Origin of the sequence: Mesorhizobium sp. M0816 (assembly GCF_040320005.1) — a bacterium.
Lineage (GTDB): Bacteria > Pseudomonadota > Alphaproteobacteria > Rhizobiales > Rhizobiaceae > Mesorhizobium.
Genome location: NZ_JAMYOT010000009.1, coordinates 241,957 through 267,549, shown reverse-complemented (window position 1 = coordinate 267,549; position 25,593 = coordinate 241,957). Strand labels below are relative to the sequence as shown.

Here is a 25,593-nt window from a genome sequence, read left to right as displayed (position 1 = left end):
GGCAACAAGTAATGTGAGTCTGCAAGCCTCTTAACCAGGCCTGGCTGCCTTATCCACGACTAGTTCGGCGATGATGGCCTTGACGGCCGCGCGAGCGGCGTCAAAACCCTGACCGGTGTCGATGACGAAGTCGGCGCGCCGGCGCTTTTCGGCGTCGGGAACCTGCCTGGCCAGGATCGACGCCAGTTTCTCCTCGTTCATGCCCGGCCGCGCCAGCACGCGGGCGCGCTGGACTTTAGGCGGCGCGGTGACGACCACGACCTTGTCGACGCGATCGCGGCCGCCGGTCTCGAACAGCAGCGGTATATCGAGCACGGCAAGCGGCGCGCCGGCGGCACGATGTTCAGCCAGGAACGCATCGGCATCGGCACGGACCAGCGGGTGGATGATCGCTTCCAGCCGTTTCAGCGCGGCGGCGTCGCCGAGCACCCGCTCCGCCAGTGCCGCGCGGTCGACCGCACCGGATCTGGTGGTGCCGGGAAAGGCCGCCTCGACCAAGGGCGCGGCCTTGCCGGCATAAAGGCGATGCACAGCCTCGTCGGAATCATGGACCGGCACGCCGGCTTCGGCAAACATCTTGGCCGTGGTCGATTTGCCCATGCCGATCGATCCGGTGAGGCCGAGCACGATCATTTTATCGCGCCGATATCGGCGATGATCATTTGCCGCAGTTCGGCGGTGACTTCTGGCCTGATGCCGAACCAGCGCTCGAAGCCGGGCACCGCCTGGTGCAGCAGCATGCCGAGCCCATCGACGGTTCTCAGGCCGCGCGCTTTGGCCGCGGCAAGCAGCGGCGTCTCCAGCGGCACGTAGACGATGTCGGTGACGATGGCGCCGTCCGGCAGTCTGCGGGGATCGGCGGACAGGCCTTCATTGCCGTGCATGCCGAGCGCTGACGTGTTGACCAGCAGGCCGGCATCTTCGAGCAATTCGCCGGTCGCCGCCATGCCATGGGCGGAGACGCCGGCACCGAAGCGGTCGCGCAGCTCCTGCGCCCTCGCAAGCGTCCGATTGACGATGCGGATGTCGCTGATGCCGCGCTGCTTCAGCGCATGAATAACCGCGCGAGCGGCGCCACCGGCGCCGAGCACCACGGCGCGGCCGTTGGCCGCCCAGCCCGGTGCATATTCGTCCAGATTGGCGGCAAAGCCATGGGCGTCGGTGTTGCCGCCGCACAATTCGCCATCCTCGAACCACAGCGTGTTGACCGCACCGATCTGTTCGGCGTCGGCGTCACGCCGCTTGGCCAAAGCGAAGGCGGCTTCCTTGTGCGGGATGGTGACGTTGCCGCCGCGATAGCCTTGTGCCTGCAGCGTCTGCAGGAATTCGGCAAAAGCCTCTGGTGCAACGTCGATGGCCTCGTAGACGCCGCCGATGCCGTATTTCGCCAGCCAGTAGCCGTGGATCTTCGGAGACCTGGAATGCGCGATCGGGTGGCCCGTGACAAACGCCTTTTTCGTGGCCTCAGCCATCGATCGCCCCGAACTCACGCAGCTTGGCCAGCACCGGCAAAAGTGGCAGGCCGACAATAGTAAAATAGTCGCCTTCGATTTTTTCGAACAGCTGGATGCCTTCGCCTTCGATCTGGTAAGCGCCGACGCTGGACAACGCCTTGGCGCCGACGCGCGCAAGATGGCGGCCGATGAAGGCCGGATCGAGCTTGCGCATGGTCAGGCTGGCGATGCCGACATGCCGCCACAGAACCTGGCCGTCACGGCCGAGCACGACGGCGCTGTTGAGATGATGCGTCTTGCCCGACAGCGCCAGCAGATGACGGCGCGCTCCTTCCATGTCGGCCGGCTTATGGAACAGCTCGTCGCCGAGCGACAGCGTTTGGTCGCAGCCGAGCACTAGGGCGCCGGGCTTGCGCTCGCTGACGTCGGTGGCCTTGGCTTCGGCGAGCACCAGGGCGACGTCCTCCGGCGACACGCCACTATTCTGCAGCGGCGCCTCGAGCGCGCGCTCATCGACAGAAGCCGGAACCGCTTCGACAGTGACGCCGGCATTGACGAGCAGCGCCTTGCGGAACGGGCTGCCCGAGGCAAGGATGATTTTTTCAGCCATTTTTTTCGCCTGATCTTTCCTTCTCCCCTTGTGGGAGAAGGTGGATCGGCGCGCAGCGCCGAGCCGGATGAGGGGTGTTGGACGGAGTGCCGTCATAGCCAAGCTGGAACACCCCTCATCCGACCGAGCTTCGCTCGGCCACCTTCTCCCACAAGGGGAGAAGGTAAGGACCACCCACAGCACAAGCGCCCAAACCCTAGCGCGTCTTGCCGCGCAGGGCAACGATGGCCGCCGCCGTCTCCTCGATCGAACGGCGGCTGACGTCGATCATCGGCCAGCCATGCCGCGTGCATATCTGGCGGGCATAGGTGAGTTCTTCCGCGATCGCGGCACGGTCGACATAGTCGGTCGGCTCATAGGCGCTGGTGCCGAGAATGCGGTTCTGCCGGACTTGCGATATGCGTTCGGCGGTGGCGATCAGGCCGACGATCAGCGGCCTCCTGGCATTGACCAGGGTTTCGGGCACCGGCACGCCGAGCACAATCGGAATGTTGGCGGTCTTGATGCCGCGATTGGCGAGATAGATGCTGGTCGGCGTCTTCGAGGTGCGGGAAATGCCGACAAGCACGATGTCGGCATCGTCCATATTGGCTGGCAGCTGGCCGTCATCATGTTCCATGGTGAAATTGAGCGCGTCGATGCGGCGAAAATATTCAGCGTCCAGCACATGCTGGGCGCCGACGCGGCGGCCGGCCGGCGTGCCGAGATAGGACTGGAACACCGTCAGCACCGGCTCCAGCACCGAGACGCAAGGCAGGCCCATGGCCGCGCAGCGTTCGTCGATACCGCGGGCAAGCTTCTGGTCGACCACCGTGTAGAGGATGATGCCCGGCTCCTCCTCGATGTCCTCGAACACCTTCGTCACCTGCTTTTCGGTGCGGATGAGCGGGTAGATATGTTCGATGGCGCGCGCGTCCTTGTATTGCGCGGAAGCCGCGCGGCCGGCGGCCAGCAGCGTTTCGCCGGTGGCGTCGGAAATCAGATGAAGGTGAAAGAAGCTCTGCGGTTTGTTCACAGGATACATTCCAGGCTGTGGGCCGATGTGGATAAGCCGGGCGGAAAACTCGGCCACCGCAAAGCGACTGTATCAGATGCCGGTTTGTCCACAATTCGATGTGCTGTCGGCTTCTCCGGGCGGTTGGGGACAAGTCCGGGGACGGAGCTTTTTGCCTTCGCTTCATCCACAGGGGCAATTTCCCTGGCGTGGCGGCAACGCATTGACTCCAGTCGTAAATTCGCGGTTTTCCACAAAGTCCTGCAATCCCGCTGGAGAAGCGCGCGACAATATGCTGGCTGGTCTTTTCGAGGGCAAAGCGGGACAGGAGACAACCACCACAACCAACAGACTCTTAGAATCATAAGATTCCTAAAAATAGAATATTTAATTATAGGGAAGCCTGGAAAGGCGAGCGCTCAATGCCTCAAGACCGGATCGTGCTGGACGTGTTGAGAGGCAAAGCGGCGTTTCCGCCGCCGCTCTGGATGATGCGCCAGGCCGGCCGCTATCTGCCGGAATACCGGGAGACGAGGAGACGGGCCGGATCCTTCCTCGATCTTTGCTACGACCCGGATCTCGCCGTCGAAGTGACGCTGCAGCCGATCGAACGCTTCGGCTTCGATGCATCGATCCTGTTTTCCGATATTCTTGTCGTGCCGCATGCGCTCGGCCGCGACGTGCGCTTCGAGGAAGGACGCGGCCCGCTGCTGACGCCGATCACGGCTGCGGAAATTGCGGCTCTCGACGGCGAAACGTTTCACGTGAATCTCGAGCCGGTCTACGAGACGGTGCGGCGGTTGCGCGCCAGACTGCCTGATGAAACGACGCTGATCGGCTTCTGCGGTGCGCCCTGGACGGTGGCGACCTACATGATTGCCGGCCACGGTACGCCCGACCAGGCGCCGGCCAGGCTGTTCGCCTATCGCGAGCCGGCGGCCTTTCTTAGGCTGCTGAAGGTGCTGGCCGATCATTCGGGTGCTTATCTGATCCGCCAGATCGAGGCCGGCGCCGACGTGGTGCAGATCTTCGATTCGTGGTCAGGCGTACTCGACGAAGCGTCTTTCGAGTTGTTCTGCGTCGAGCCGGTGGCCTCGATCGTCCGGCAAGTGAAGGCTGCCCATCCCAATGTTCCGATCATCGGCTTTCCCAAGGGCGCGGGAGATCACTATCGAAGCTATCGCCAGAAGACCGGCGTGACCGGGCTGGGCCTCGACTGGACCGTGCCATTGTCGACGGCGAAGGAATTGCAGCGTGACGGCGCCGTGCAGGGCAATCTCGATCCGCTGCGGCTTGTAGCCGGCGGCAAGGCGCTTGACGACGGCGTGGGGGCGATCTTGAAGGCGCTGGGCGACGGGCCGCTGATCTTCAATCTCGGCCACGGCATCACGCCGGAGACGCCGCTCGCTCATGTCGAGCGGATGGTCAAGCTGGTGCGGAGCGCATCGTGACGATGATGGGCGCGGACAATGCGAACGGCACCAACACCGGTAAGGGCGCGATGCGCCGCGCGGCAATCGCGATCGCCATTTTCCTGGTGCTGGCCGGCCTGCTGTTGCTGTTCGGGCCCGATGATTTCTATCCCTGGGCGAAGGCGATCCATGTGATTGCCGTCATCTCCTGGATGGCTGGCATGCTCTATCTGCCGCGCTTGCTGGTCTATCATGCCGATGCCGAAAAAGGCTCCGTCCAGTCGGAGACCTTCAAGGTGATGGAGCGCCGGCTGCTGCGCGGCATCATCAATCCGGCAATGGTGATCACCTGGGCATTCGGCCTGTGGCTTGCCTGGAAAGGCTTTGGTTTTCAAGGCGGCTGGCTGCATGCCAAGATCGCCGCGGTGGTTGGCCTGTCGGCCGTGCATGGCTATCTCGCCGGCGCCGTCCGGAAATTTGCCGAAGACCGCAATGAAAAATCGGCAAGGCACTGGCGGATCGTCAATGAGATCCCTACATTGCTGATGATCGTCATCGTCGTCCTGGTTATCGTGAAACCGTTCTGACGTCTTCGGTTGCCCGCAAAAGGCGGCTTGCTCTTTCAACCGACCGACGATAAAAGACGGGTCTTCCTTCCCGTCATGCGCCGCCCATTTATCGCTTCGGCCGCGCCCGGCATTTGTCGCATCCCGCCGATATTTTTCCCAAAGCTTACTCAGAGTCCGTCTAATGATGCAAGAAATGAAACTCACAGAGTTCAAGAACAAGAAGCCGCCAGAGCTGATCGCTTATGCGGAATCGCTCGAAGTCGAGAATGCCAGCGTCATGCGCAAGCAGGAGCTGATGTTCGCGATCCTGAAGAGGCTGGCGACCCAGGATATCGAGATCATCGGCGACGGCGTCGTCGAAGTGCTGCAGGACGGCTTTGGCTTCCTGCGCTCCGCCAATGCCAACTATTTGCCAGGTCCCGACGACATCTATATTTCACCGTCGCAGATCCGGCGGTTCTCGCTGAAGACCGGCGATACGGTCGAAGGGCCGATCCGCAGCCCGAAAGAGGGCGAGCGCTATTTCGCGCTGCTCAAGGTCAACACGATCAATTTCGACGACCCGGAAAAAATCCGCCACAAGATCCATTTCGACAATCTGACGCCGCTTTATCCGACCTCGCGGCTGAAGATGGAGATGGAGGTTCCGACCTCCAAGGATATTTCGGCGCGCGTCATCGACCTGGTGGCGCCGCTCGGCAAGGGCCAGCGCGCGTTGATCGTGGCGCAGCCGCGCACCGGCAAGACGGTGCTGCTGCAGAACATCGCCCATTCGATCACCACCAACCATCCGGAATGCTATTTGATCGTGCTTCTGATCGACGAGCGGCCGGAGGAAGTCACCGACATGCAGCGCTCGGTGAAGGGCGAGGTGGTGTCCTCGACCTTCGACGAGCCGGCGGTGCGCCACGTCCAGGTCGCCGAAATGGTCATCGAAAAGGCCAAGCGCCTGGTCGAGCACGGCCGTGACGTGGTCATCCTGCTGGACTCGATCACCCGCCTCGGCCGCGCCTACAACACCGTCGTGCCGTCGTCCGGCAAGGTGCTGACCGGCGGTGTCGACGCCAATGCGCTGCAACGGCCGAAGCGCTTCTTCGGTGCTGCCCGCAATATCGAGGAAGGCGGCTCGCTGACCATCATCGCCACGGCGCTGATCGATACCGGCAGCCGCATGGACGAGGTCATCTTCGAAGAGTTCAAGGGCACCGGCAATTCGGAAATCGTGCTCGACCGCAAGGTGGCGGACAAGCGCATCTACCCGGCCATGGACATCCTCAAATCCGGCACCCGCAAGGAGGACCTGCTGGTCCCACGCCAGGACCTGCAGAAGATCTTCGTGCTGCGCCGCATCCTGGCGCCGATGGGAACGACCGACGCCATCGAGTTCCTTATCGACAAGCTCAAGCAGACCAAGACCAACGCGGATTTCTTCGATTCGATGAATACGTAAGGGGTTGGCCGGCGCCGTCCTTCCCTTCTCCCCTTGTGGGAGAAGGTGGATTGGCGCGCAGCGCCAAGCCGGTTGAGGGGTGCCGGACGGAACTCCGTCGGCGCCAAGCTGGAACACCCCTCATCCGACCGAGCTTCGCTCGGCCACCTTCTCCCACAAGGGGAGAAGGGGGAGCCGCGTTGGACTCATTGCCGGTGCAACAGCCGCTCAAGCTCCTCGGCACTAGTCACCACCGGCAGGCAGACCTGCCCCGTGCAGAGCCAGGCGCCGGGCTCGGCCGTTGGCGGCAGGACGCCGCCTGGCAAGGCCGGCAGATTTGTCGCCGAGCCAACAGGCACGACGATGTCCACCCGGCGCGGGTCTGGATTTCGATTCGCAACCGGAACAAGCCTTGGATTCTCCGGTCTATCCACGATCACCAGCTTCAGCGGTTCAAGCGCCAAGGCACAGGCATTGACTATACCCGCCTGGCCATAGCCCTGGTGCTCCGCCCGCCCGCCCGCGTGCTCTGCGACTGTCCAGGCTGTTTCCCAGAGATCGAGATCGCCCGAAAGCGACGACAATCGGACCAGGGCTTCGATGATCTGGCCGGTAGCGGAAGGATTGGCTTCGTCGACATCGCCGCGGATGCGGATCGGCACATCCGCGCTGTCGGACGCGGTCAGATAATAGCCGGTCTTGTCGCTGTCCCGGTGCCAAAGATCGAGTTGCTCAATGAAGTTCTCGGCGCGATCGATATAGTCGGGATTGCCGGTCGCCTCGAACAGTGAGATGGCGGCGTTGGCCATGGCGGCATAGTCGCTCGACAGAGCCGGAAACAGCTTCTTTGCGCCGAGCATCGAATGCGGCAGGCGGCCGTCACGTCCGGCAGCCGCAATTGCGGCAAAGGCCGCTGCCGCCGCTTCGATCCAGTCGGATCGGCCAAGCGACCGTCCGGCCTCGGCAAGGGCTGCGATCATGAAGCCGTTCCAGTCGGTCAGCGCCTTGCCGTCACGCCCGGGCCGCACGCGCTGTTCCCTCGCTGCCAGCAGCCTTTGCTTGAGCGGAACCAGAAGGTCACGATCGACGACGCTCTGCGCCAGTTGAGCATCAGTCTGGCAAATGATCGGCTTGCCTTCCCAACCATGCGGACCGGCAAGCGTGAAGTATTTGAAAAACAATGCTGAATCGTCGCCAAGGGCTGCTTCGAGCTCATCCCTGCTCCAGGTGTAGAACAACCCCTCCTCGCCCTCGCTATCGGCATCAAGGCTGGCGGCAAAGGCATCGCCCTCGACTCGCATTTCGCGCAACAGCCAGGCAATCGTCTCTTCGATTCGCAGCCGGAACAATTCCTTGCCGGTTGACGCATAGGCCCAATTGCACAAGCGGATGAGCTGGGCATTGTCGTAGAGCATTTTTTCGAAATGCGGGACCAGCCATTCGGCGTCGGTCGAGTAGCGGCTGAGTCCGCCGCCAATATGGTCATAGATGCCGCCGGCCAGCATCTTTTCGAGGCTGAGGAGAACAGCGTCGCGGTGGGATGCGGTGCCGTCGCGCAGCCAGGACAGCCAGAGGCTCTGCATGAATGGCGCGTTGGGGAATTTCGGCGCGCCGCGCAGGCCGCCCAAATCGCGGTCGATCATGCCGTCAATGCCATTGGCGAGGTTCGCCAGCATGCCGCGGTCGAGCACGGCCTTGCCATGGCTGCCCGCCAGCCGCGTCTCGACATGCGTGGTCAGGCCGTCGGCACTCTGGTTAACGCTTTCTTTCTTCTCCCGCCAAGCCTTGTCAACCGCCTCCAGCACCTGGACGAAACCCGGCCGGCCGTAGCGGGCTTCGCGCGGAAAGTAAGTGCCGCCCCAGAACGGCTTGCCCTCCGGCGTCAGGAACATGGTCAGCGGCCAGCCGCCCTGCTCGCCCATCGAGGACAGCGCCGCCATGTAGATCTGGTCGATGTCGGGGCGCTCCTCGCGGTCGACCTTGATATTGACGAAGAGACGGTTCATGACGGCGGCGACGTCGTCGTTCTCGAAGCTCTCATGCGCCATGACATGGCACCAATGGCATGCGGCGTAGCCGACAGAGAGCAGGATCGGACGCTGCAGCACCTTTGCTTCGGCCAGAGCGGCGGGCGACCATGGCCGCCAGTGCACCGGATTGCCGCTGTGCTGCTGCAGATAGGGGCTGGCCTCTTCGGCAAGCAGGTTTTGTGCAGGCAATGTCACGGCGCTACTCGATGGCGGATTGAACAAGCATAGCTAGGGCGCTTCGGCAGAGCGGGCAAATGATTTCAAAAGACTCCATCGTGGCGCTGTCGAGCGGGCGCCTGCCGGCCGGCATTGCAGTGATCCGGATTTCCGGGCCGCAGAGTCGATTCGCTGTCGAAACGATTGCGGGATCGAAGGTGTCAAACCGCGTTGCCACCTATCGCAAGTTCCGGGCGCCCGACGGATCGGTGCTGGACAGCGGCCTGGTCGTCTTCTTTGCCGGTCCCGACAGTTTTACCGGCGAGGACGTTGCAGAGTTCCATGTGCATGGCGGGCGCGCCGTTGTGGCGAGGATGCTGGAAACGATCGCCTCCTTCGACGGCGTCAGGCATGCCGAGCCTGGCGAATTCACCCGCCGCGCCTTTCTCAACGGCAAGCTCGATCTGGTCGAAACCGAGGCGCTGGCCGATCTCATCAACGCCGAAACCGAGGCGCAGCGGCGCTTTGCCGTTCACAACGCCCAAGGCGTGCAGAGCGAACTCTATCTGGGCTGGCGCCGACGGCTGATCCACGCCCGCGCGATGATCGAGGCCGAGATCGACTTTGCCGACGAGGATGACGTGCCGGGCTCGGTCGCCGATACAGTCTGGTCCGATGTCCGGGCGATGATCGGGGAAATAGAGCGCCACGTCGCCGGCTTCCGCGCTGCCGAAATCATTCGCGATGGGTTCGAAGTGGTAATCCTCGGCGCGCCGAATGCCGGCAAGTCCAGCCTGTTCAACGCCTTGGCGCGGCGCGAAGCGGCCATCGTCACCGACGAGCCGGGCACGACCCGCGACCTGCTCGAGGTGGCACTGGACCTGGAAGGGGTGCGGGTCAGGGTAACCGACACCGCCGGTCTGCGCGAGGCGCCCGGCAAGATAGAGGCGATCGGCATCGAGAAGGCCAGGACCAAGGCGCACAGCGCTGATCTGCTGTTGCTGCTGGAGGATCTGGCGGAGCCAATCGCGATCGGTGTGCTGACGAGCGACATTCAGGCGCTGAGGGTCGGAACAAAAATTGACCTGTTGGGGGGCAAATCGCCCTCGCCCGCGGTGCGCTATGATTTCGCTATCTCGACGCGGGACGGCACGGGTCTGGCCGAACTGCTGGACGAGATCGGGCGTCGTGCCGCAGTCCAGATCGGCAAGGCCGGCGATATCCTGCCGTCGCGGCTGCGGCACGTCGAGCTGCTCAACGAGACGAAACGCTTCCTGCTCGCAGCAGTGGCCAGTGGTGATCGCGGCCAGGAACTGCAGGCCGAGGAGCTGCGCCTGGCGGCGGATCGGCTCGGACGAATCGTCGGGTCGGTCGATGTCGAAGACATGCTCGATGTGATTTTTTCGCAGTTTTGTATTGGGAAATGACTCACGTGAAACATAGGGGAAGGAGCACCGGCGGTGATTCACGTGAAACACGGGCCCAGGAATAGGGGGGACTGTTTCACGTGAAACGATCCTGCTCGCAGCGTCTCCCCTTCTCCCACAAGGGGAGAAGGGAAGACAAAACGGCGCCAGGCGATCTCTGTCTGCATTGTCGGGGGCAGTCATGCGTCTGAAGCGCCCTGCGTTCTTGACAGCGCGGGCCTCCAGGGACATGTGTCGGTCCACTTGAATTCGGGATTCTGAAATGACCAATCACTATGATGTGGTTGTGGTGGGCGGCGGTCATGCTGGTTGCGAGGCAGCCAGTGCCGCTGCGCGGGCTGGCGCCAGGACGGCGCTGGTGACGCTGCGCTTCGACACGATCGGCGTGATGTCTTGCAATCCGGCGATCGGCGGCCTCGGCAAGGGCCATCTGGTTCGCGAGATCGACGCCATGGACGGGCTGATGGGGCGCGTCGCCGATGCCGCCGGCATCCAGTTCCGCCTGCTCAACCGCCGCAAGGGGCCAGCGGTGCGTGGTCCGCGAACGCAGGCCGACCGAAAACTCTATCGCGTCGCCATGCAGGCGGCAATCCGCCAGCAGGCTGGCCTCGATGTCATCGAAGGCGAGGTGCTGGATTTCGAAATCAACAACGGGGAAATCGACGACGGACGCATCGCGGCGGTGCTATTGGCGGATGGAAGCCGGCTCGCCTGCGGCGCCGTGGTGCTGACGACCGGGACTTTTTTGCGCGGGCTGATCCATATCGGCGAAAAAAAGATCGTCGCCGGCCGCATGAACGAGCAGGCGAGCATCAGCCTGTCGGCGACGATGAGCCGGGCCGGCTTCAGGCTCGGGCGGCTGAAGACCGGCACGCCGCCGCGGCTGGACGGCAGGACGATCGATTGGGCGTCACTGGAGAGCCAGGCGGCGGACGAGGACCCCGTGCCGTTCTCGCTGCTGACCGATCGCATCGAAAATCCGCAGATCCAATGCGGCATTACCCGAACGACCAATGCAACGCACGAGCTGATTCGCGCCAATCTCGGCCGCTCGGCCATGTATTCGGGGTCGATCGAAGGCGTCGGGCCGCGTTATTGCCCGTCGATCGAAGACAAGATCGTCAAGTTCGGTGACCGCGAAGGCCACCAGATATTTCTGGAGCCGGAAGGGCTGGACGACGACACGGTGTACCCGAACGGCATTTCGACCTCGCTGCCCGAGGACGTGCAACTCGACATCCTGAAGACCATTCCGGGGCTGGAGCGGGCAACCATGCTGCAGCCGGGCTATGCCATCGAGTATGACCATGTCGATCCACGCGAGCTCAAGCCAACGCTGGAAACCACGCGGATCGCTGGCCTTTTCCTCGCCGGCCAGATCAACGGCACCACCGGCTACGAGGAAGCCGGCGCGCAAGGGCTGCTTGCCGGCTTGAATGCAGCGCGCAAGGCGTCGGCGAACGAGGAAATCGTGCTGAGCCGCACCGAAGCCTATATCGGCGTGATGGTCGACGATTTGACCAGCCGCGGCATCGCCGAGCCGTACCGCATGTTCACCTCGCGGGCCGAGTTCCGGCTATCGCTGCGAGCCGACAACGCCGATGAGCGGCTGACGCCACTGGCGATAAGGCTGGAGATTGCCTCGCCGGAGCGGATGCAGCGGTTCAACAATGGTATGCAAGACCTTGAGAAGGCGCGACAGCTCGCCCTCGGCACCACCATGACCCCCAATGAGGCAGCGCGCCATGGGCTCGAAATCAACCGGGACGGCGTCCGTCGCTCGGCCTATGAGTTGCTGGCCTATCCCGGCGTCGACATCGCTTGGCTGGCGCGGATCGAGCCGGCTTTCGCCGCGATCGACAGCAAAACGGCCGAACGTCTTGAAACGGAAGCCAAATATTCTGTCTATCTCGACCGCCAGCAGGCCGATGTTTCGCAGATCAGGCATGAGGAGAGCAGGCTTATTCCCGAGTCGCTCGACTTTGCTTCTGTTCCCGGCCTGTCGAACGAGTTGAAGCAGAAGATGCTGGCACGCCAGCCGCGCTCGATTGCCGATGCGCAACGCATGGAAGGCATGACGCCGGCGGCGCTGGCGATTATTGTCGCCCATGTCCGCAATGCCGAGGCGGCCGCGCGAAAGCAGGTCGCGTGAGCGCTGCGTCCTGGGCAAACCTGCAGGCGGCAGCGGGCCCGGTTTCACGTGAAACATTCGATCGCCTGGTTGAGTTCGAGGCCGTCTTCCAGAAATGGAACCGCCGGATCAATCTGGCCGCGCAATCGACGCAGGACGATGTCTGGCGCCGCCACATCCTCGACAGCGCGCAGCTGGCGCGAATCAAACCAGAGGCGAAGCGCTGGGTCGATCTCGGCTCCGGCGGTGGGTTTCCCGGCCTTGTGCTGGCCTTTTTGCTTGCCGAGCGGGACGGCGCCGGTATCGACCTGGTTGAAAGCAACCGGAAAAAAGCATCGTTCCTGCAAGCGGTCATCGGACAGTTCAGCCTGCCCGCCAAGGTTATCGCGCGCCGCATCGACGACAGCTATCCTCTTGTTCCTGCACCGCAAATCGTCACAGCCAGGGCACTCGCCTCGCTGCCCGACTTGCTCGACCTGGCGGCACCGTGGCTGACCAAGGGGTCGCGCGGCCTGTTTCACAAAGGCCGGGATTACCGCGCCGAAGTGGCAGAAAGCGCTCAACGATGGTCTTTCGATCTGGTAGAACATGCCAGTGCAACCGACGCGCAGGGCGTCATTCTCGAAGTATCCGACTTGCGACAGCACCCTGGCTTGTGACCGGCGACCCAAATGAATTTCTGGCATAGACCCATGATGAAGAACGGCCCCCGAATCATCACCGTCGCCAACCAGAAAGGCGGCGTCGGCAAGACGACGACCGCCATCAATCTGGCCACGGCGCTCGCCGCCATAGGCGAACAGGTGCTGATCGTCGATCTCGACCCGCAGGGCAATGCCAGCACCGGGCTTGGCATCGACCGGCGCGACCGCACCGTCTCGTCCTATGATGTGCTGACCGGCGAGCTAGATCTCGAAGCGGCGGCGATCCCGACGGCGGTGCCTGGCCTGTCGATCGTACCGTCGACGCTCGACCTGCTCGGCATCGAGATGGAAATCGCCTCGGCGCCGGATCGGGTGCTGCGGCTGCGCAACGCTCTACGGGCTTCGGCCGAGCGCTCGGCCAATTTCGGCTATGTGCTGATCGACTGCCCGCCGTCGCTCAACCTGCTGACACTGAATTCGATGGCTGCGGCCGATTCGGTGCTGGTGCCGCTGCAGTGCGAGTTTTTCGCGCTGGAGGGCCTGAGCCAGCTTTTGGAGACGGTCGAGCAGGTGCGCCGCTCGATCAACCCCGACCTGACGATCCAGGGCATCGTGCTGACCATGTTCGACGGGCGCAACAATCTCGCCAACCAGGTGGTGCAGGATGTGCGGGCGCATATGGGCGACAAGGTCTATGAAACCGTCATCCCGCGCAATGTCCGCGTTTCCGAAGCGCCGTCCTACGGCAAACCGGCGATTCTCTACGACCTGAAATGTTCGGGCAGCCAGGCCTATCTGCAGCTTGCTTCGGAAGTCATCCGCCGCGAGCGCAAATTGCGTGCCGCTTAACCGTTGTAAACAATAAACCCGATTCGATACCGAAACGATCTGGACGGACGATGAACGAAGACCCTTCGAGAAAAAGATTGGGACGGGGACTGGCGGCGCTGATCGGCGAAATCGATCGCCCGGCAGCTCCGGAAAAGCTCGGGCTGGCGGCCGACGGCAAGGTGCCGATCGAGTTCCTCAGCCCCAATCCCAAAAACCCGCGCCGGCATTTTGGCGACGCCGACCTGACCGACCTCGCCCAGTCGATCCGCGAACATGGCGTGGTGCAGCCGGTGGTGGCGCGGCCGTCGAAAACCCAAACGGGCCGCTACGAGATCATCGCAGGCGAGCGTCGTTGGCGCGCGGCGCAACGCGCCGGGCTGACCGAAATCCCGATCATCGTACGCGACGTCAACGATCGCACGGCGCTCGAACTGGCGATCATCGAAAACGTCCAGCGCACCGACCTCAACCCGGTCGAGGAGGCGCTGGGCTATCAGCAGCTGATCGACGACCACGGCTATACCCAGGCCGATCTCGGCCAGGTGATCGGCAAGAGCCGCAGCCATGTCGCCAACACGCTGAGGCTGCTCAAGCTGCCCGACGTCATTCGCGACATGCTGGTCGACGGCGCGCTTTCGGCCGGCCACGCCCGCACCCTGGTGACGGCCAACGACCCGGCCGGGCTTGCCAAGCGGATCATCGACGAGGGGCTTTCGGTGCGCCAGGCCGAAGCCTTGGCGCAGATGCCGGTCGGCGCGCCGGCGGCAAAGCGCCAGCCCGCGCCCCCGCCGCAAAAGGATGCCGACACGCTGGCGCTGGAGCGGCTGATGACCAGCACGATCGGCATGATCGTCACGATCGAGCACAACCAGCGCGGCGGCGTGATCAGCGTCGCCTACCGGACGCTGGAGCAGCTCGACGAGCTTTGCCGAAGGCTGAAGCGGGAGTAGGTAGGTTGCTAAAATTAGCCGGCAAATAACGTTTTGCTGCCGCGCGGTGATTGGCGAAATCGTCGAAGTAGTTAATCTCCCCCCTTGAGGGGGAGATGGCCGGCAGGCCAGAAGGGGTCGTCAAATTTCAAGCGCCCACGTCCTCTGTCTTCGCGGAAGGGGCTGGTGTTCTACGCGCTGTGACCCCCTCTGTCGCCTTTGGCGACATCTCCCCCTCAAGGGGGGAGATCAGATGCGCTGCGCCAGCCTTGCGCTCTCCACGGCAATGCCGAGCAGGGCCTGGCGTGCCAGCGCGACCGACAGATCCGGCCGCCGGCGTGTCTGCAGGACCGCCGTCTGCAGGCGGTTGAGGGCGCGGCCGAGCGCTTCGCTGCTCCACCGTTCGAGGGCTTTCTCGACCAGCTTGCGCCGGGAGAAAAAAACCGGCGGGCGCGCCGCGGCAACGACCGAAGCGGCATTGCGGCCGCCGGCGTCCATCTGGCCGCGCATCGCCTGGATCGCCTGCAACTGCCGCATCGCCGATGAAAGCACCAGGAAAGGCTGGCCGCCTGACTGGCAATGGCGGTTAAAGGCGGTGTCGAAGTCGGCGATCCTGCCTTCGAGCAGGGCGTCGACCGCCGCGTCGAAGGAGAGGCCCGAGACATCGCCAGACGTCGCCTTGACGTCGTCGAGGCCGATTTCGGCCTGGCCATGCGCATAAAGCACCAGCTTTTCGATTTCGCCCCGCGAGGCCAGCCGGTCGCCGCCGAGATTGCGGCGCAGCGCCTGCCGCGCCTCCAGTGTCATCGACATGCCGGCCTTGCGCAGTTCGTCGTCGATGACCGTGTCGATGTCCCTGGCCTCATCGGCGTAGCAAGGCAGCGCCATGGCATTGTCCGCCGCCTCCACCACGGCGCGCAGGCCGACGCCCTTCTTCAGGTCGCCGGCCTCGATGAGGATGATGGCGTCCCGCGCGGGCTCCGACGTCAGCGCCTTGACGTCGTCGGCAAGCGCCTTCTGGGCGCCGGCATTGCGCACCCATAGCAGGCGCCGCTCCGAAAACATCGGCACGGTGCGGGCCTCGACGAGCAGGCGGCCCTCGTCGCGATCGACCTCCGAACCGTCCAGCCTGACGACCGAGAACGGATCGTCAAGCGGCAGGCCGGTCTTGCCGGCAAAGGCCTTTGCCCGCTCGGCAACCAGCCCGCGATCGGGACCGTAAAGCAGCACGATCGAGACGCGCGGATCCGGCTTCGCGAGCCATGCATCGACCTCGTATGCTTTCTTTTGTGCCATGGGCGCTGATTAGCATGACGCGGGCGCGGGGTGAACGGCGCCGCCCTCCTTTCCTTCTCCCCCTTGTGGGAGAAGGTGAATTGGCGCGTAGCTCCAAGACGGTTGAGGGGTGCCGGCCGGAGTGCTGTCGATGCCAAGCTGGAACACCCCTCATCCGACCGAGCTTCGCTCGGCCACCTTCTCCCACAAGGGGAGCAGGAGGTGCTCGCGCCGACCAACCCGACGCATTGCCTTATCTGGCGGGAAACCCGGCGCAATCATCTCCCAAATTGCGCGCCGGCGCGGAAGATCGACAAGAAATTTCGCCGACATATCTCCATCCTGTCTGCCGCGGGCAGCAGCCAGCGGCAGCGAAGCCTCGCCCGACGAATTGGCACTGGTCTGGCGGTGTGCAACTATCGCGCCCGGGCAACAGTGGAGGACCGAGATCATGGCCGATGCCGGAATGCTGCGCTTCCATGTTCCGGAACCGGAAGTGCGGCCGGGCGGGACGCCGGATTTCTCAGACGTGACCATCCCCAAGGCCGGCTCGGTGCCGCGCCCGAAGATCGACGTCGACCCGCGCGACATCCGCGATCTGGCCTTCTCGATCATCCGCGTGCTCAACCGCGCCGGTGAGGCGGTCGGGCCGTGGGCAGGACTGCTTTCGGACGACGAGTTGCTGGAGGGGCTGCGCCATATGATGGCGCTGCGCAGCTTCGATGCGCGCATGCAGATGGCGCAGCGCCAGGGCAAGACCTCTTTCTACATGCAGCATCTCGGCGAAGAGGCAGTGAGCTGCGCCTTCCGCAAGGCGCTGTCGCGCGGCGACATGAATTTTCCGACCTATCGGCAGGCCGGCCTGCTCATCGCCGACGGCTACCCGATGGTCACGATGATGAACCAGATCTATTCGAACGAGGCCGATCCGCTGAAAGGGCGGCAATTACCGATCATGTATTCATCGAAGGAGCACGGCTTCTTCTCGATCTCCGGCAATCTGGCGACGCAGTACATCCAGGCGGTCGGCTGGGCGATGGCCTCGGCAATCAGCAACGATTCAAAGATCGCCGCCGCGTGGATCGGCGACGGCTCGACCGCCGAGTCCGACTTCCATTCGGCGCTGGTGTTCGCCTCGACCTACAAGGCGCCGGTCGTGCTCAACGTCGTCAACAACCAGTGGGCGATCTCGACGTTCCAGGGCATCGCCCGCGGCGGCTCCGGTACTTTTGCCGCCCGTGGACTCGGCTTCGGCATTCCGTCACTGCGCGTCGACGGCAACGACTATCTCGCCGTCCATGCGGTGGCCAAATGGGCGGCGGAACGGGCGCGCAGCAATCTCGGGCCGACGCTGGTCGAATACGTCACTTACCGCGTCGGCGCCCATTCGAGCTCCGACGACCCGTCGGCCTACCGGCCGAAGGCCGAGTCCGATGCCTGGCCGCTCGGCGACCCGATCGTCAGGCTGAAGAACCACCTCATCCAGCGCGGCGTCTGGTCGGACGAACGCCACGCCCAGGCCGAGGCCGAAATCCTCGACACGGTGATTTCGGCGCAGCGGGAGGCCGAGCGCCATGGCACGCTGCATGCCGGCGGCAAGCCCTCGGCGCGCGACATGTTCGAGGGCGTCTATGCCGAGATGCCGCCGCATCTCAGGCGCCAGCGCCAACAGGCAGGGGTCTGACCATGCCGCGACGGACCATGATCGAGGCAATCCGCGACGCCATGGACGTGTCGATGGCGCGCGACAGCCAAGTCATCGTGTTCGGTGAGGATGTCGGCTTCTTCGGCGGCGTCTTCCGCTGCACGCAAGGCCTGCAGGCGAAATACGGAAAGAGCCGCTGCTTCGATGCGCCGATCAGCGAATCCGGCATTGTCGGCGCGGCCATCGGCATGGCCGCCTACGGGCTGAAGCCTTGCGTCGAGGTGCAGTTTGCCGACTATGTTTATCCAGCCTATGACCAGATCGTCTCGGAAGCGGCGCGGCTGCGTTACCGGTCGAACGGCGATTTCACCTGCCCGATCGTCGTGAGAATGCCGACCGGCGGCGGCATTTTCGGCGGCCAGACCCACAGCCAGAGCCCGGAGGCGCTGTTCACCCACGTCTCCGGCTTGAAAGTCGTGGTGCCCTCGAACCCGTATGACGCCAAAGGCCTGCTCATCGCGGCGATCGAGGATCCCGACCCGGTGATCTTCCTGGAGCCGAAGCGGCTTTATAACGGCCCCTTCGACGGTCATCACGAGCGGCCGGTAACGCCATGGTCGAAACATGAGCTCGGCGAGGTTGCCGACGGCCATTACACGGTGCCGCTCGGCAAGGCGGTGATCCGACGGCCGGGTGCGGCGGTCACCGTGCTTGCCTACGGCACGATGGTCTATGTCGCCCAGGCGGCGGCCGAGGAGACCGGCATCGATGCCGAGATCATCGATCTGAGGACACTGCTGCCGCTCGACCTCGAGACGATCGTCGCCTCGGTCAACAAGACCGGGCGCTGCGTGGTCGTGCACGAGGCGACGCTGACATCAGGGTTCGGTGCCGAACTTTCGGCGCTGGTTCAGGAGAACTGCTTCTACCATCTGGAAGCGCCGGTGGCGCGGGTCACCGGCTGGGACACGCCCTATCCGCATGCGCAGGAGTGGGACTATTTTCCTGGTCCTGCCCGGCTAGGCCGCGCGCTGGTCGAAACGATGGAAGCCTGAGGGGGAACGATGGGCGAATATGTCATCAAGCTGCCCGATGTCGGCGAAGGCGTCGCCGAGGCCGAGCTCGTCGAATGGCAGGTCAAGGTCGGCGATCTCGTGCGCGAGGACGCCGTGCTTGCCGCTGTCATGACCGACAAGGCGACAGTCGAAATTCCGTCGCCCGTCGATGGCGAGATCGTCTGGTTGGGCGCCGAGATCGGCGACACGGTGGCGATCGGCTCGCCGATTGTCAGGTTGAAGGTGGCGGGCGAGGGTAATGTCAGGGATGCTGCGTCGCAGGCCACTGAGGCGGGCGCCAAGAATACCCCCACCGGGCGCAGTACCCCCACTCCTAACCCCTCCCCACAAGGGGGAGGGGGACGTGCCGCAACCTCCAAGGCCGAACCCGAGACCGCTCCACGATCATCTGGAAAAACACCAACGCATAAGGGACTAAGTGCGGCGGGTGGCGACTCCCCCTCCCCCTTGTGGGGAGGGGTTAGGGGTGGGGGTACTGCGCCGGCTTTCGGGGGTATAGCGCCGGTCGGTGCGCTGCGCCCCGAGGGAGAAAAGCCACTGGCCTCGCCGGCCGTCCGCCTCAGGGCGAAAGAGGCCGGCATCGACCTTCGGCAGGTCCCGGGAACCGGCCCAGCCGGCCGCATCCGGCACGAGGACATCGACGCCTTCCTGGCACGCGGACCGCAGCTCGCGAAGGCCCCTGGCCTCGCCCGCAACGAGGCGGTCGAGGACATCAAGATAGTCGGGCTCAGGCGAAAGATCGCCGAGAAGATGACGCTGGCCAAGTCGCGCATCCCGCATATCACCTATGTCGAGGAGATCGACGTCACCGCGCTCGAGGATTTGCGCGCCGCGCTCAACAAGGAGAAGCGGCCGGGCGCGGACAGGCCGAAGCTGACGCTGCTGCCGTTCTTGATGCGGGCGATGGTCAAGGCAATCGCCGACCAGCCCAATGTCAACGCACTGTTCGACGACGAAGCCGGCATCGTCCACCAGCATGGCGGCGTCCACATCGGCATCGCCGCGCAGACGGCTTCCGGGCTGATGGTGCCCGTGGTCAAGCACGCCGAGGCGCGCGACATCTGGGACTGTGCAGCCGAGGTTGTCAGGCTGGCCGAGGCAGCAAAATCCGGCACGGCGACGCGCGACGAACTCTCGGGATCGACCATCACCATCACTTCGCTGGGCGCCATGGGCGGCGTGGCGACGACGCCGGTGATCAATCATCCGGAAGTGGCGATCGTCGGCGTCAACAAGATGATGGTGCGGCCGGTATGGGACGGTACCCAGTTCATCCCGCGCAAGATGATGAACCTGTCCTCCAGCTTCGACCACCGCGTCATCGACGGCTGGGACGCGGCGGTGTTCATCCAGCGGATAAAGACGCTGCTGGAAACGCCGGCGCTGATTTTTGTGGATTGATGAGATGAACAGAGGATCGCAGGGGCGCGAGATGAGAGCAGTAGCGATCCTTCGCGCCCCCCTCTGCCCTACCGGGCATCTCCCCCTCAAGGGGGGAGATCGGCCGTCATCCCGCCTTTCGCCAATCTCCAGCTTTGCAGGACTAAGCCGAACGCGAAAGCTGCCAATCTCCCCCCTTGAGGGGGAGATGTCCGGCAGGACAGAGGGGGGTGCTGCCCCGCCGGCTCGTCGAACTAAGGTGCAATGATGAAGGAAATCTCCTGCAAGCTGCTGGTCATCGGCGCCGGTCCGGGCGGCTATGTCTGTGCCATCCGCGCCGGGCAGCTTGGCATCGACACAGTGATCGTCGAGGCAGGCAAACCGGGCGGCACTTGCCTCAATGTCGGCTGCATCCCGTCAAAGGCGCTGATCCATGCAGCCGAAGAGTTCGAAAAGCTCTCGCACATGGCCGGCGGCAAAAGTCCACTCGGCATAACGGTCGCGGCACCGTCGCTTGATCTCGCGGCGACCATTGCCTGGAAAGACGGCATCGTTAGCCGGCTGAACAACGGCGTCGCCGGCCTGCTGAAGAAAGCTGGCGTGAAGACGGTGCATGGCTGGGCGACATTTCGCGACGGCAAGACCGTTGCCGTCGAGACCGAGATCGGCATGCAGGTGATCCGAGCCGAAACTGTGGTGATAGCGACCGGCTCGGCGCCGGTAGATCTGCCATCGCTGCCGTTCGGCGGGCCGGTCATTTCGTCGACCGAGGCGCTGGCGCTGAGCGAAGTTCCGGAGAGGCTGGCGGTGGTCGGCGGCGGCTATATCGGGCTGGAACTCGGCATCGCCTTTGCCAAGCTGGGCGCCAAGGTGACCGTAGTCGAGGCGTTGCCGCGCGTGCTGGCGCAATATGATGCGGAACTGACCCGGCCGGTGGTGAAGCGGCTGGCCGAACTCGGCATCGAGGTGCTCGTGAACGCCAAGGCCAAGGGGCTGTCCACTAAGCGCGACGCGCTGCTGGTCGAGACGAATGGCGGCAAGAACGGCAAGATTGCCGGCGACATGGTGCTGGTCACGGTCGGTCGCAAGCCGGTGACCGAAGGCTGGGGGTTGGAGCAGATCGACCTCGACATGGCCGGATCCTTCATCCGCATCGACGACCAGTGCCGCAGCTCGATGCGTGGTATCTTTGCCATTGGCGACGTCACCGGCGAGCCGATGCTGGCGCACCGGGCCATGGCGCAAGGCGAAATGGTCGCCGAGATCGTCGCCGGCCACAAGCGCAGCTGGGACAGACGAGCGATCCCGGCTGTCTGTTTCACCGATCCGGAGCTGGTCACCGCAGGCCTGTCGCCGGAGGAGGCCAAGACCCGTGGCGAGATCAAGGTCGGACTGTTTCCCTTCATCGCCAATGGCCGGGCGATGACGAAGTTGGGCGAGGACGGATTCGTCCGGGTAGTGGCGCGGGCGGACAACCATCTGGTGCTTGGCATTCAAGCCGTCGGCCAGGGCGTGTCGGAGCTGTCCACTGCGTTTGGGCTGGCGCTGGAGATGGGTGCGACGCTGGAGGATATCGCCGGGACGATCCATGCCCATCCGACACAGGGCGAGGGTTTTCCGGAAGCGGCGCTGAAGGCGCTGGGGCGGGCGGTGCATGTCTGAGGGCTCGCGCTCTCCCCCCTTGAGGGGGAGATGGCCGGCAGGCCAGAGGGGGTCGGTTCGACTGGATGCGACCTCCCTTGCGACAGATGGAGGTTGGCGCTCTACGCGAGGCGACCCCCTCTGTCGCCTTCGGCGACATCTCCCCCTCGAGGGGGGAGATTACGCAGCTCACCCTGCAAGCCGGCTAACCATTTCGTGCTGCGCATAGGCGCGGCCGAAGCGGTTGGCTAGGAAGGCGTCGAGGGCGATGTCCTCCTGCTTGATGAAGCCCCTGGCCGGCAAGCTGCCGTCGGCCAGCATGTCGAGCACCGCGCAGATGGCGGAGGCGGTGGTGATCTGGATGGCGCTGCGCACCGTTTCGCCGACGCGCTTGGCGTAGATCTTGTTGGCGTAGGTCTCTTGCAGCAGGCGGCCGTTCTTGCGGCCGCTGACGGTGACGAAGACGATGACCACGTCCTGCAGCGTCGCCGGCAGGGCGCTTTCGAAAATGTCCTTCAGCACGTCGCGGCGGTGGCGCAGGCCGAGGTCGTTGAGCAGCGCCTTCATGATCGCGGCATGGCCGGGATAGCGGATGGTGCGGTAGTTCAGCGTCCGCACTCTGCCTTTCAGCGTTTCGGCCAGCGTGCCCAGCCCGCCCGAGGTGTTGAACGCCTCGTAGGTGACGCCGTCGAGCGAGAATTCTTCACGCTCCTCCAGCGGCGGCACTTCGACAAGCTCGCCTTCGACGATCGCCTCGCACGGCTCGCAATATTCGTTGATGACGCCGTCGGTGCTCCAGGTCAGATTGTAGTTCAGCGCATTCGACGGGTATTGCGGCAGCGCGCCGACCCGCATGCGCACGCTTTCCAGCGTGTCGAAGCGGCTGGCGAGATCGTTGGCAACGATCGAGATGAAGCCCGGCGCCAGCCCGCATTGCGGAATGAAGGCGCTGTTGCCGGAACGCGCCAGTTCCTTGACGCGCCTGGTGCTGACGACGTCCTCGGTCAGATCGAGATAATGCACGCCGGCACTGGCCGCCGCCTCGGCGATGCGCGTGGTCAGATGGAAGGGCGCGGCGCTGAGCACCGCGAACTTGCCGGCCAAGGCGGCTTCGAGCGTGCCGGCGGCTTCGATATCGAGTTCCAGCGTCTCGACCGTTTCAGACAGTTCGGCCGCGCCGAGCTGCGCCGCCGAGCGGTCGATGAGCGTGACATGGTAGTCGCCCGTGGAAGCCAGCATCTCGGCAATGGTCGAGCCGATCTTGCCGGCGCCGACGACGATGATTTCCTTCATGACCGGTCCCTCGCACCAATGCTAAATTCACGGTTAGAATCGCAGCTTGCCTGTCGAAAGGAAGCGTGAGATTGTACGAAACGCAGCCTCTCTTTGGGCAATGTGCCGGTAAGGTTCGTCGAAATGCTCAGCGATGCCGACCAGGCTCTGCTTTCCCTGCTGCGCACCAATGCGCGCGCCTCGACCGCCGAACTGGCGCGGCGGCTCGGCGTCTCACGAACAACGGTGCAAAGCCGGATCGAGCGGCTGGAACAGCGCGGCATCATCGCCGGCTACGGGGTCAGGCTGTTGCCGGATTACGAGCAGGGGCTGGTCAGGGCGCATGTCCTGCTCACCGTCACCCCCAAGCTTGCCGACAAGGTGGTGCGCAGCCTGCAGGCGCTGGCACCGGTTCGCACGCTGCACTCGGTCAGCGGCAATTTCGATATGATCGTCATCGTCGAGGCGCCGTCGATCAGGGATCTCGACACGCTTCTCGACCAGATCGGCGCCATGGACGGAGTCGAGCGCACGTCGTCGTCGATCATCCTGTCGACGCGGATCGACCGCTGAGCCGGCTGGTGTCGCGGGTCCAGACGCTGTCGGGACAGCGCCCCCCTCTCTGCCCTGCCGGGCATCTCCCCCTCCAGGGGGAGATTGGATGTCACCGCGGCTTTCGCCAATTTCCAAGGTGGCTGAATGGATGCTATCGGCGAAGCTGCCGATCTCCCCACTAGAGGGGGAGATGCCAAGTGATCGCAAAGAGGGCAGGACAGAGGGGGTCGCGAAGGATCACCAAGGGCGGTGATCGTTGTGGCGTTACCGCAGCAAAGCGATATAGGCTTTCAAAATGTGGATCGATGGCGTGCAGCCGCCCCCTATCTCTCGCAGCACCGCGCGTTCACCCAAAGAACCTAGACAGGAGGCCTCCTTGCCCAAGCAGTGTTTTGGAAAATCCCATGTGCCGTTGTCGCCGGCGGTCAGGGCCGGCGATTTCGTCTATGTCTCAGGCCAGGTGCCGGTCGGCACAGACGGGCTGGTGGTCAAGGGCGGCATCGCCGAACAGACCGAGCAGGTGCTGTCGAACGTCAAGGCGGCACTGGCGCTGGCCGGCTGTACCCTCGACGACGTAGTCAAGACGACGGTCTGGCTCGAAGACGCCCGCGATTTCGGCATTTTCAACACCGTCTATGCCAGGCATTTCCCGAAAGACCCGCCGGCGCGCACGACAGTGGAGTCGCGGCTGATGATCGACATCAAGATCGAGGTCGAGGCCGTTGCCTACAGGCCGGCCTGACGGGAAAGTGGAGACAGGCGCGATGCAATTCGATCTCCTGATAAAAGGCGGCCGCCTCATCGATCCGGCGTCCGGCCTCGACGCGCAGAGCGATCTGGCGATTGCCGACGGCCGTATCGCCGCGATCGACACCGAAATCCCCTTCGAACGTGCCGCCCGCGTCATCGATGCCACGGGCTCCATCGTCGCGCCGGGCCTGATCGACCTGCACAGCCATGTCTATTGGGGCGGCACGTCGCTCGGCGTCGATGCCGACCGGCTCGCCGCAAAGAGCGGCACCACCACCTTCATCGATGCCGGAAGTGCCGGCGCCGGCAATTTCCTCGGCTTTCGCCGCCACGTCATCGAGCGCTCGAAAGTCCGCATCCTGGCCTATGTCAACATTTCCTTTGCCGGCATATTCGGCTTCTCGCAGACCGTGGCGGTCGGCGAGTGTAGCGATCTCCGGCTCTGCGAACCGCGCGAGACGGTAGCGGCGGCTCGCGAGCACGCGGACGTGGTTGTCGGCGTCAAGGTCCGCTCGGGTCGCCATGCCGGCGGCACCAGCGGCATCGCGCCGGTCGATCTCGCGCTCGAAGCCGCCGACAAAGCCGGCCTGCCGCTGATGGCGCACATAGACGAGCCGCCGCCGGGCCGCTCGGAAGTGCTGCCGCGGCTGCGCAAGGGCGACATCCTCACCCACTGCTTCCGGCCGTTTCCCAACGCGCCGGTCTTCGCCTCGGGGGCGGTGCGGCCAGATATGCGGCTGGCGCGCGAGCGCGGCGTCATCTTCGACATCGGCCACGGCATGGGCTCGTTCGATTTCGAAGTGGCGAAAGCGATGCTCAGCGAGGGGCTGGCGCCGGACGTGATCAGCAGCGACGTGCATCTCTACTGCGTCGACGGGCCGGCCTTCGACATCCTGGTCTGCATGTCGAAGCTGCTGGCGCTCGGCATGCCGCTGGTCGAGGTGCTGCGCGCCGCCACGCAGCGCCCTGCCGAAGCGATCGCCAGGCCCGATCTCGGCAGGCTTGCGGTGGGTGCGGTCGGCGACATCGCGGTGTTGCGGCTGCGTCCGGGCCGCTTCACCTTTGTCGATTCGGTCGGCGCCTCGCTGGTCGCCGAGCAAAGGCTGGTCTCGGACGGAATCGTGGTCGGCGGCAGCTGGTGGCCGAACGAGGCGGTGGACGATCTCGGCGAGACCGAACGCTTCGAAGCGCATGCGCACGACACGCATGTCGACATGGTGAGCCGGCATTTCGGGCGTGGGTGATCTCCCCCCTTGAGGGGAGATGTCGCCGAAGGCGACAGAGGGGGTCGGTTCGACCGGGCTCGTCTTCCTGCAACGGATGGAGGTTGGCGCTCGACGTGCGGCGACCCCCTCTGGCCTGCCGGCCATCTCCCCCTCAAGG

The 25,593-nt window shown here is 64.2% G+C and carries 22 protein-coding genes; 15 read left to right on the top strand and 7 right to left on the bottom strand.

Annotated elements, in window-relative coordinates:
* Positions 1 to 30: 30 nt before the first annotated feature.
* The 4 genes from coaE to NKI17_RS16865 form a co-directional block, all read right to left on the bottom strand.
* Positions 31 to 633 carry a dephospho-CoA kinase gene (coaE, locus tag NKI17_RS16880; RefSeq protein ID WP_352906369.1) on the bottom strand — a complete coding sequence of 201 codons (603 nt, stop codon included), beginning with the start codon at positions 631 to 633 and terminating at the stop codon, positions 31 to 33.
* A complete protein-coding gene (locus NKI17_RS16875; protein ID WP_023675920.1) occupies positions 630 to 1,472 on the bottom strand; it encodes a shikimate dehydrogenase in 843 nt (280 codons plus the stop codon). The genes coaE and NKI17_RS16875 overlap by 4 nt, the downstream gene beginning before the upstream one ends.
* On the bottom strand, positions 1,465 to 2,064 hold the full coding sequence (locus NKI17_RS16870) for a Maf-like protein (protein ID WP_352458815.1): 600 nt from the start codon (positions 2,062 to 2,064) through the stop codon (positions 1,465 to 1,467). The genes NKI17_RS16875 and NKI17_RS16870 overlap by 8 nt, the downstream gene beginning before the upstream one ends.
* A 196-nt stretch (positions 2,065 to 2,260) precedes the next feature.
* Positions 2,261 to 3,079, bottom strand: a complete 819-nt coding sequence (locus tag NKI17_RS16865; RefSeq protein WP_352724853.1) for a pyruvate, water dikinase regulatory protein — start codon at positions 3,077 to 3,079, stop codon at positions 2,261 to 2,263.
* Between the two features lie 401 nt (positions 3,080 to 3,480).
* On the opposite strand from NKI17_RS16865, the gene hemE reads away from it, so the two are divergent.
* The 3 genes from hemE (at position 3,481) to rho (ending at position 6,489) form a co-directional block, all read left to right on the top strand.
* The gene (gene hemE, locus NKI17_RS16860) at positions 3,481 to 4,509 is read left to right on the top strand and encodes a uroporphyrinogen decarboxylase (protein ID WP_352685116.1); all 1,029 of its coding nucleotides are present in this window, start codon (positions 3,481 to 3,483) and stop codon (positions 4,507 to 4,509) included.
* Positions 4,510 to 4,511: 2 nt separating this feature from the next.
* Positions 4,512 to 5,057: a protoporphyrinogen oxidase HemJ gene (hemJ, locus tag NKI17_RS16855; RefSeq protein WP_031211566.1), complete on the top strand. Its 546-nt coding sequence runs from the start codon at positions 4,512 to 4,514 to the stop codon at positions 5,055 to 5,057.
* Positions 5,058 to 5,223: 166 nt separating this feature from the next.
* Entirely contained in the window at positions 5,224 to 6,489 is a 1,266-nt protein-coding gene (rho, locus tag NKI17_RS16850; protein WP_023675925.1) for a transcription termination factor Rho, read from the top strand.
* Positions 6,490 to 6,674: 185 nt separating this feature from the next.
* On the opposite strand, the gene NKI17_RS16845 is transcribed toward rho, so the two are convergent.
* On the bottom strand, positions 6,675 to 8,693 hold the full coding sequence (locus NKI17_RS16845) for a thioredoxin domain-containing protein (RefSeq protein WP_352755884.1): 2,019 nt from the start codon (positions 8,691 to 8,693) through the stop codon (positions 6,675 to 6,677).
* A gap of 59 nt (positions 8,694 to 8,752) precedes the next feature.
* On the opposite strand from NKI17_RS16845, the gene mnmE reads away from it, so the two are divergent.
* The 5 genes from mnmE to NKI17_RS16820 all read left to right on the top strand — a co-directional run bounded on the left by mnmE (position 8,753) and on the right by NKI17_RS16820 (position 14,637).
* Positions 8,753 to 10,081, top strand: a complete 1,329-nt coding sequence (gene mnmE / locus NKI17_RS16840) for a tRNA uridine-5-carboxymethylaminomethyl(34) synthesis GTPase MnmE (protein ID WP_352575442.1) — start codon at positions 8,753 to 8,755, stop codon at positions 10,079 to 10,081.
* Positions 10,082 to 10,343: 262 nt separating this feature from the next.
* Positions 10,344 to 12,233, top strand: a complete 1,890-nt coding sequence (mnmG, locus tag NKI17_RS16835) for a tRNA uridine-5-carboxymethylaminomethyl(34) synthesis enzyme MnmG (protein ID WP_352906368.1) — start codon at positions 10,344 to 10,346, stop codon at positions 12,231 to 12,233.
* On the top strand, positions 12,230 to 12,871 hold the full coding sequence (rsmG, locus tag NKI17_RS16830; RefSeq protein ID WP_352570098.1) for a 16S rRNA (guanine(527)-N(7))-methyltransferase RsmG: 642 nt from the start codon (positions 12,230 to 12,232) through the stop codon (positions 12,869 to 12,871). Before mnmG ends, rsmG begins: the two co-directional genes overlap by 4 nt.
* Before the next feature lie 33 nt (positions 12,872 to 12,904).
* Positions 12,905 to 13,705 carry a ParA family protein gene (locus NKI17_RS16825; protein WP_084642633.1) on the top strand — a complete coding sequence of 267 codons (801 nt, stop codon included), beginning with the start codon at positions 12,905 to 12,907 and terminating at the stop codon, positions 13,703 to 13,705.
* Positions 13,706 to 13,755: 50 nt separating this feature from the next.
* Positions 13,756 to 14,637 (top strand): ParB/RepB/Spo0J family partition protein, encoded by an 882-nt coding sequence (locus tag NKI17_RS16820; RefSeq protein WP_352906367.1) that lies wholly within the window; start codon positions 13,756 to 13,758, stop codon positions 14,635 to 14,637.
* Positions 14,638 to 14,865: 228 nt separating this feature from the next.
* On the opposite strand, the gene holA is transcribed toward NKI17_RS16820, so the two are convergent.
* Positions 14,866 to 15,912 carry a DNA polymerase III subunit delta gene (holA, locus tag NKI17_RS16815; protein WP_352906365.1) on the bottom strand — a complete coding sequence of 349 codons (1,047 nt, stop codon included), beginning with the start codon at positions 15,910 to 15,912 and terminating at the stop codon, positions 14,866 to 14,868.
* Between the two features lie 430 nt (positions 15,913 to 16,342).
* Here holA and NKI17_RS16810 point away from each other — a divergent pair, with 430 nt between their 5' ends.
* From NKI17_RS16810 to lpdA, 4 genes are all read left to right on the top strand, one after another.
* Positions 16,343 to 17,575 (top strand): 3-methyl-2-oxobutanoate dehydrogenase (2-methylpropanoyl-transferring) subunit alpha, encoded by a 1,233-nt coding sequence (locus NKI17_RS16810; RefSeq protein WP_352906364.1) that lies wholly within the window; start codon positions 16,343 to 16,345, stop codon positions 17,573 to 17,575.
* 2 nt (positions 17,576 to 17,577) lie between these two features.
* Positions 17,578 to 18,591, top strand: coding sequence for an alpha-ketoacid dehydrogenase subunit beta (locus tag NKI17_RS16805; protein ID WP_352784330.1), 1,014 nt, complete (start codon positions 17,578 to 17,580; stop codon positions 18,589 to 18,591).
* Between the two features lie 9 nt (positions 18,592 to 18,600).
* Complete coding sequence (locus tag NKI17_RS16800; RefSeq protein ID WP_352906362.1) at positions 18,601 to 20,013, top strand: dihydrolipoamide acetyltransferase family protein; 1,413 nt, start codon at positions 18,601 to 18,603, stop codon at positions 20,011 to 20,013.
* 246 nt (positions 20,014 to 20,259) lie between these two features.
* Positions 20,260 to 21,654, top strand: a complete 1,395-nt coding sequence (gene lpdA, locus NKI17_RS16795) for a dihydrolipoyl dehydrogenase (protein WP_023675937.1) — start codon at positions 20,260 to 20,262, stop codon at positions 21,652 to 21,654.
* A gap of 168 nt (positions 21,655 to 21,822) precedes the next feature.
* On the opposite strand, the gene NKI17_RS16790 is transcribed toward lpdA, so the two are convergent.
* Entirely contained in the window at positions 21,823 to 22,926 is a 1,104-nt protein-coding gene (locus NKI17_RS16790) for a saccharopine dehydrogenase family protein (protein WP_023675938.1), read from the bottom strand.
* Between the two features lie 123 nt (positions 22,927 to 23,049).
* Here NKI17_RS16790 and NKI17_RS16785 point away from each other — a divergent pair, with 123 nt between their 5' ends.
* The 3 genes from NKI17_RS16785 to NKI17_RS16775 all read left to right on the top strand — a co-directional run bounded on the left by NKI17_RS16785 (position 23,050) and on the right by NKI17_RS16775 (position 25,454).
* Positions 23,050 to 23,478 carry an Lrp/AsnC family transcriptional regulator gene (locus NKI17_RS16785; RefSeq protein WP_023675939.1) on the top strand — a complete coding sequence of 143 codons (429 nt, stop codon included), beginning with the start codon at positions 23,050 to 23,052 and terminating at the stop codon, positions 23,476 to 23,478.
* 358 nt (positions 23,479 to 23,836) lie between these two features.
* Complete coding sequence (locus NKI17_RS16780; protein ID WP_023675940.1) at positions 23,837 to 24,202, top strand: RidA family protein; 366 nt, start codon at positions 23,837 to 23,839, stop codon at positions 24,200 to 24,202.
* A 22-nt stretch (positions 24,203 to 24,224) separates the two neighbouring features.
* Entirely contained in the window at positions 24,225 to 25,454 is a 1,230-nt protein-coding gene (locus NKI17_RS16775) for an amidohydrolase/deacetylase family metallohydrolase (RefSeq protein WP_352906361.1), read from the top strand.
* Positions 25,455 to 25,593: the final 139 nt, after the last annotated feature.

Bases quoted from the DNA above. Each gene is read 5' to 3' on its own strand.
- NKI17_RS16790 (WP_023675938.1), bottom strand. From the start codon at position 22,926: ATGAAGGAAATCATCGTCGTCGGCGCCGGCAAGATCGGCTCGACCATT.
- NKI17_RS16775 (WP_352906361.1), top strand. From the start codon at position 24,225: ATGCAATTCGATCTCCTGATAAAAGGCGGCCGCCTCATCGATCCGGCG.
- NKI17_RS16875 (WP_023675920.1), bottom strand. From the start codon at position 1,472: ATGGCTGAGGCCACGAAAAAGGCGTTTGTCACGGGCCACCCGATCGCG.
- hemJ (WP_031211566.1), top strand. From the start codon at position 4,512: ATGATGGGCGCGGACAATGCGAACGGCACCAACACCGGTAAGGGCGCG.
- NKI17_RS16785 (WP_023675939.1), top strand. From the start codon at position 23,050: ATGCTCAGCGATGCCGACCAGGCTCTGCTTTCCCTGCTGCGCACCAAT.
- rho (WP_023675925.1), top strand. From the start codon at position 5,224: ATGCAAGAAATGAAACTCACAGAGTTCAAGAACAAGAAGCCGCCAGAG.
- mnmE (WP_352575442.1), top strand. From the start codon at position 8,753: ATGATTTCAAAAGACTCCATCGTGGCGCTGTCGAGCGGGCGCCTGCCG.
- NKI17_RS16820 (WP_352906367.1), top strand. From the start codon at position 13,756: ATGAACGAAGACCCTTCGAGAAAAAGATTGGGACGGGGACTGGCGGCG.
- NKI17_RS16825 (WP_084642633.1), top strand. From the start codon at position 12,905: ATGATGAAGAACGGCCCCCGAATCATCACCGTCGCCAACCAGAAAGGC.
- NKI17_RS16870 (WP_352458815.1), bottom strand. From the start codon at position 2,064: ATGGCTGAAAAAATCATCCTTGCCTCGGGCAGCCCGTTCCGCAAGGCG.
- holA (WP_352906365.1), bottom strand. From the start codon at position 15,912: ATGGCACAAAAGAAAGCATACGAGGTCGATGCATGGCTCGCGAAGCCG.
- NKI17_RS16800 (WP_352906362.1), top strand. From the start codon at position 18,601: ATGGGCGAATATGTCATCAAGCTGCCCGATGTCGGCGAAGGCGTCGCC.
- NKI17_RS16810 (WP_352906364.1), top strand. From the start codon at position 16,343: ATGGCCGATGCCGGAATGCTGCGCTTCCATGTTCCGGAACCGGAAGTG.
- coaE (WP_352906369.1), bottom strand. From the start codon at position 633: ATGATCGTGCTCGGCCTCACCGGATCGATCGGCATGGGCAAATCGACC.
- NKI17_RS16805 (WP_352784330.1), top strand. From the start codon at position 17,578: ATGCCGCGACGGACCATGATCGAGGCAATCCGCGACGCCATGGACGTG.
- hemE (WP_352685116.1), top strand. From the start codon at position 3,481: ATGCCTCAAGACCGGATCGTGCTGGACGTGTTGAGAGGCAAAGCGGCG.
- lpdA (WP_023675937.1), top strand. From the start codon at position 20,260: ATGAAGGAAATCTCCTGCAAGCTGCTGGTCATCGGCGCCGGTCCGGGC.
- mnmG (WP_352906368.1), top strand. From the start codon at position 10,344: ATGACCAATCACTATGATGTGGTTGTGGTGGGCGGCGGTCATGCTGGT.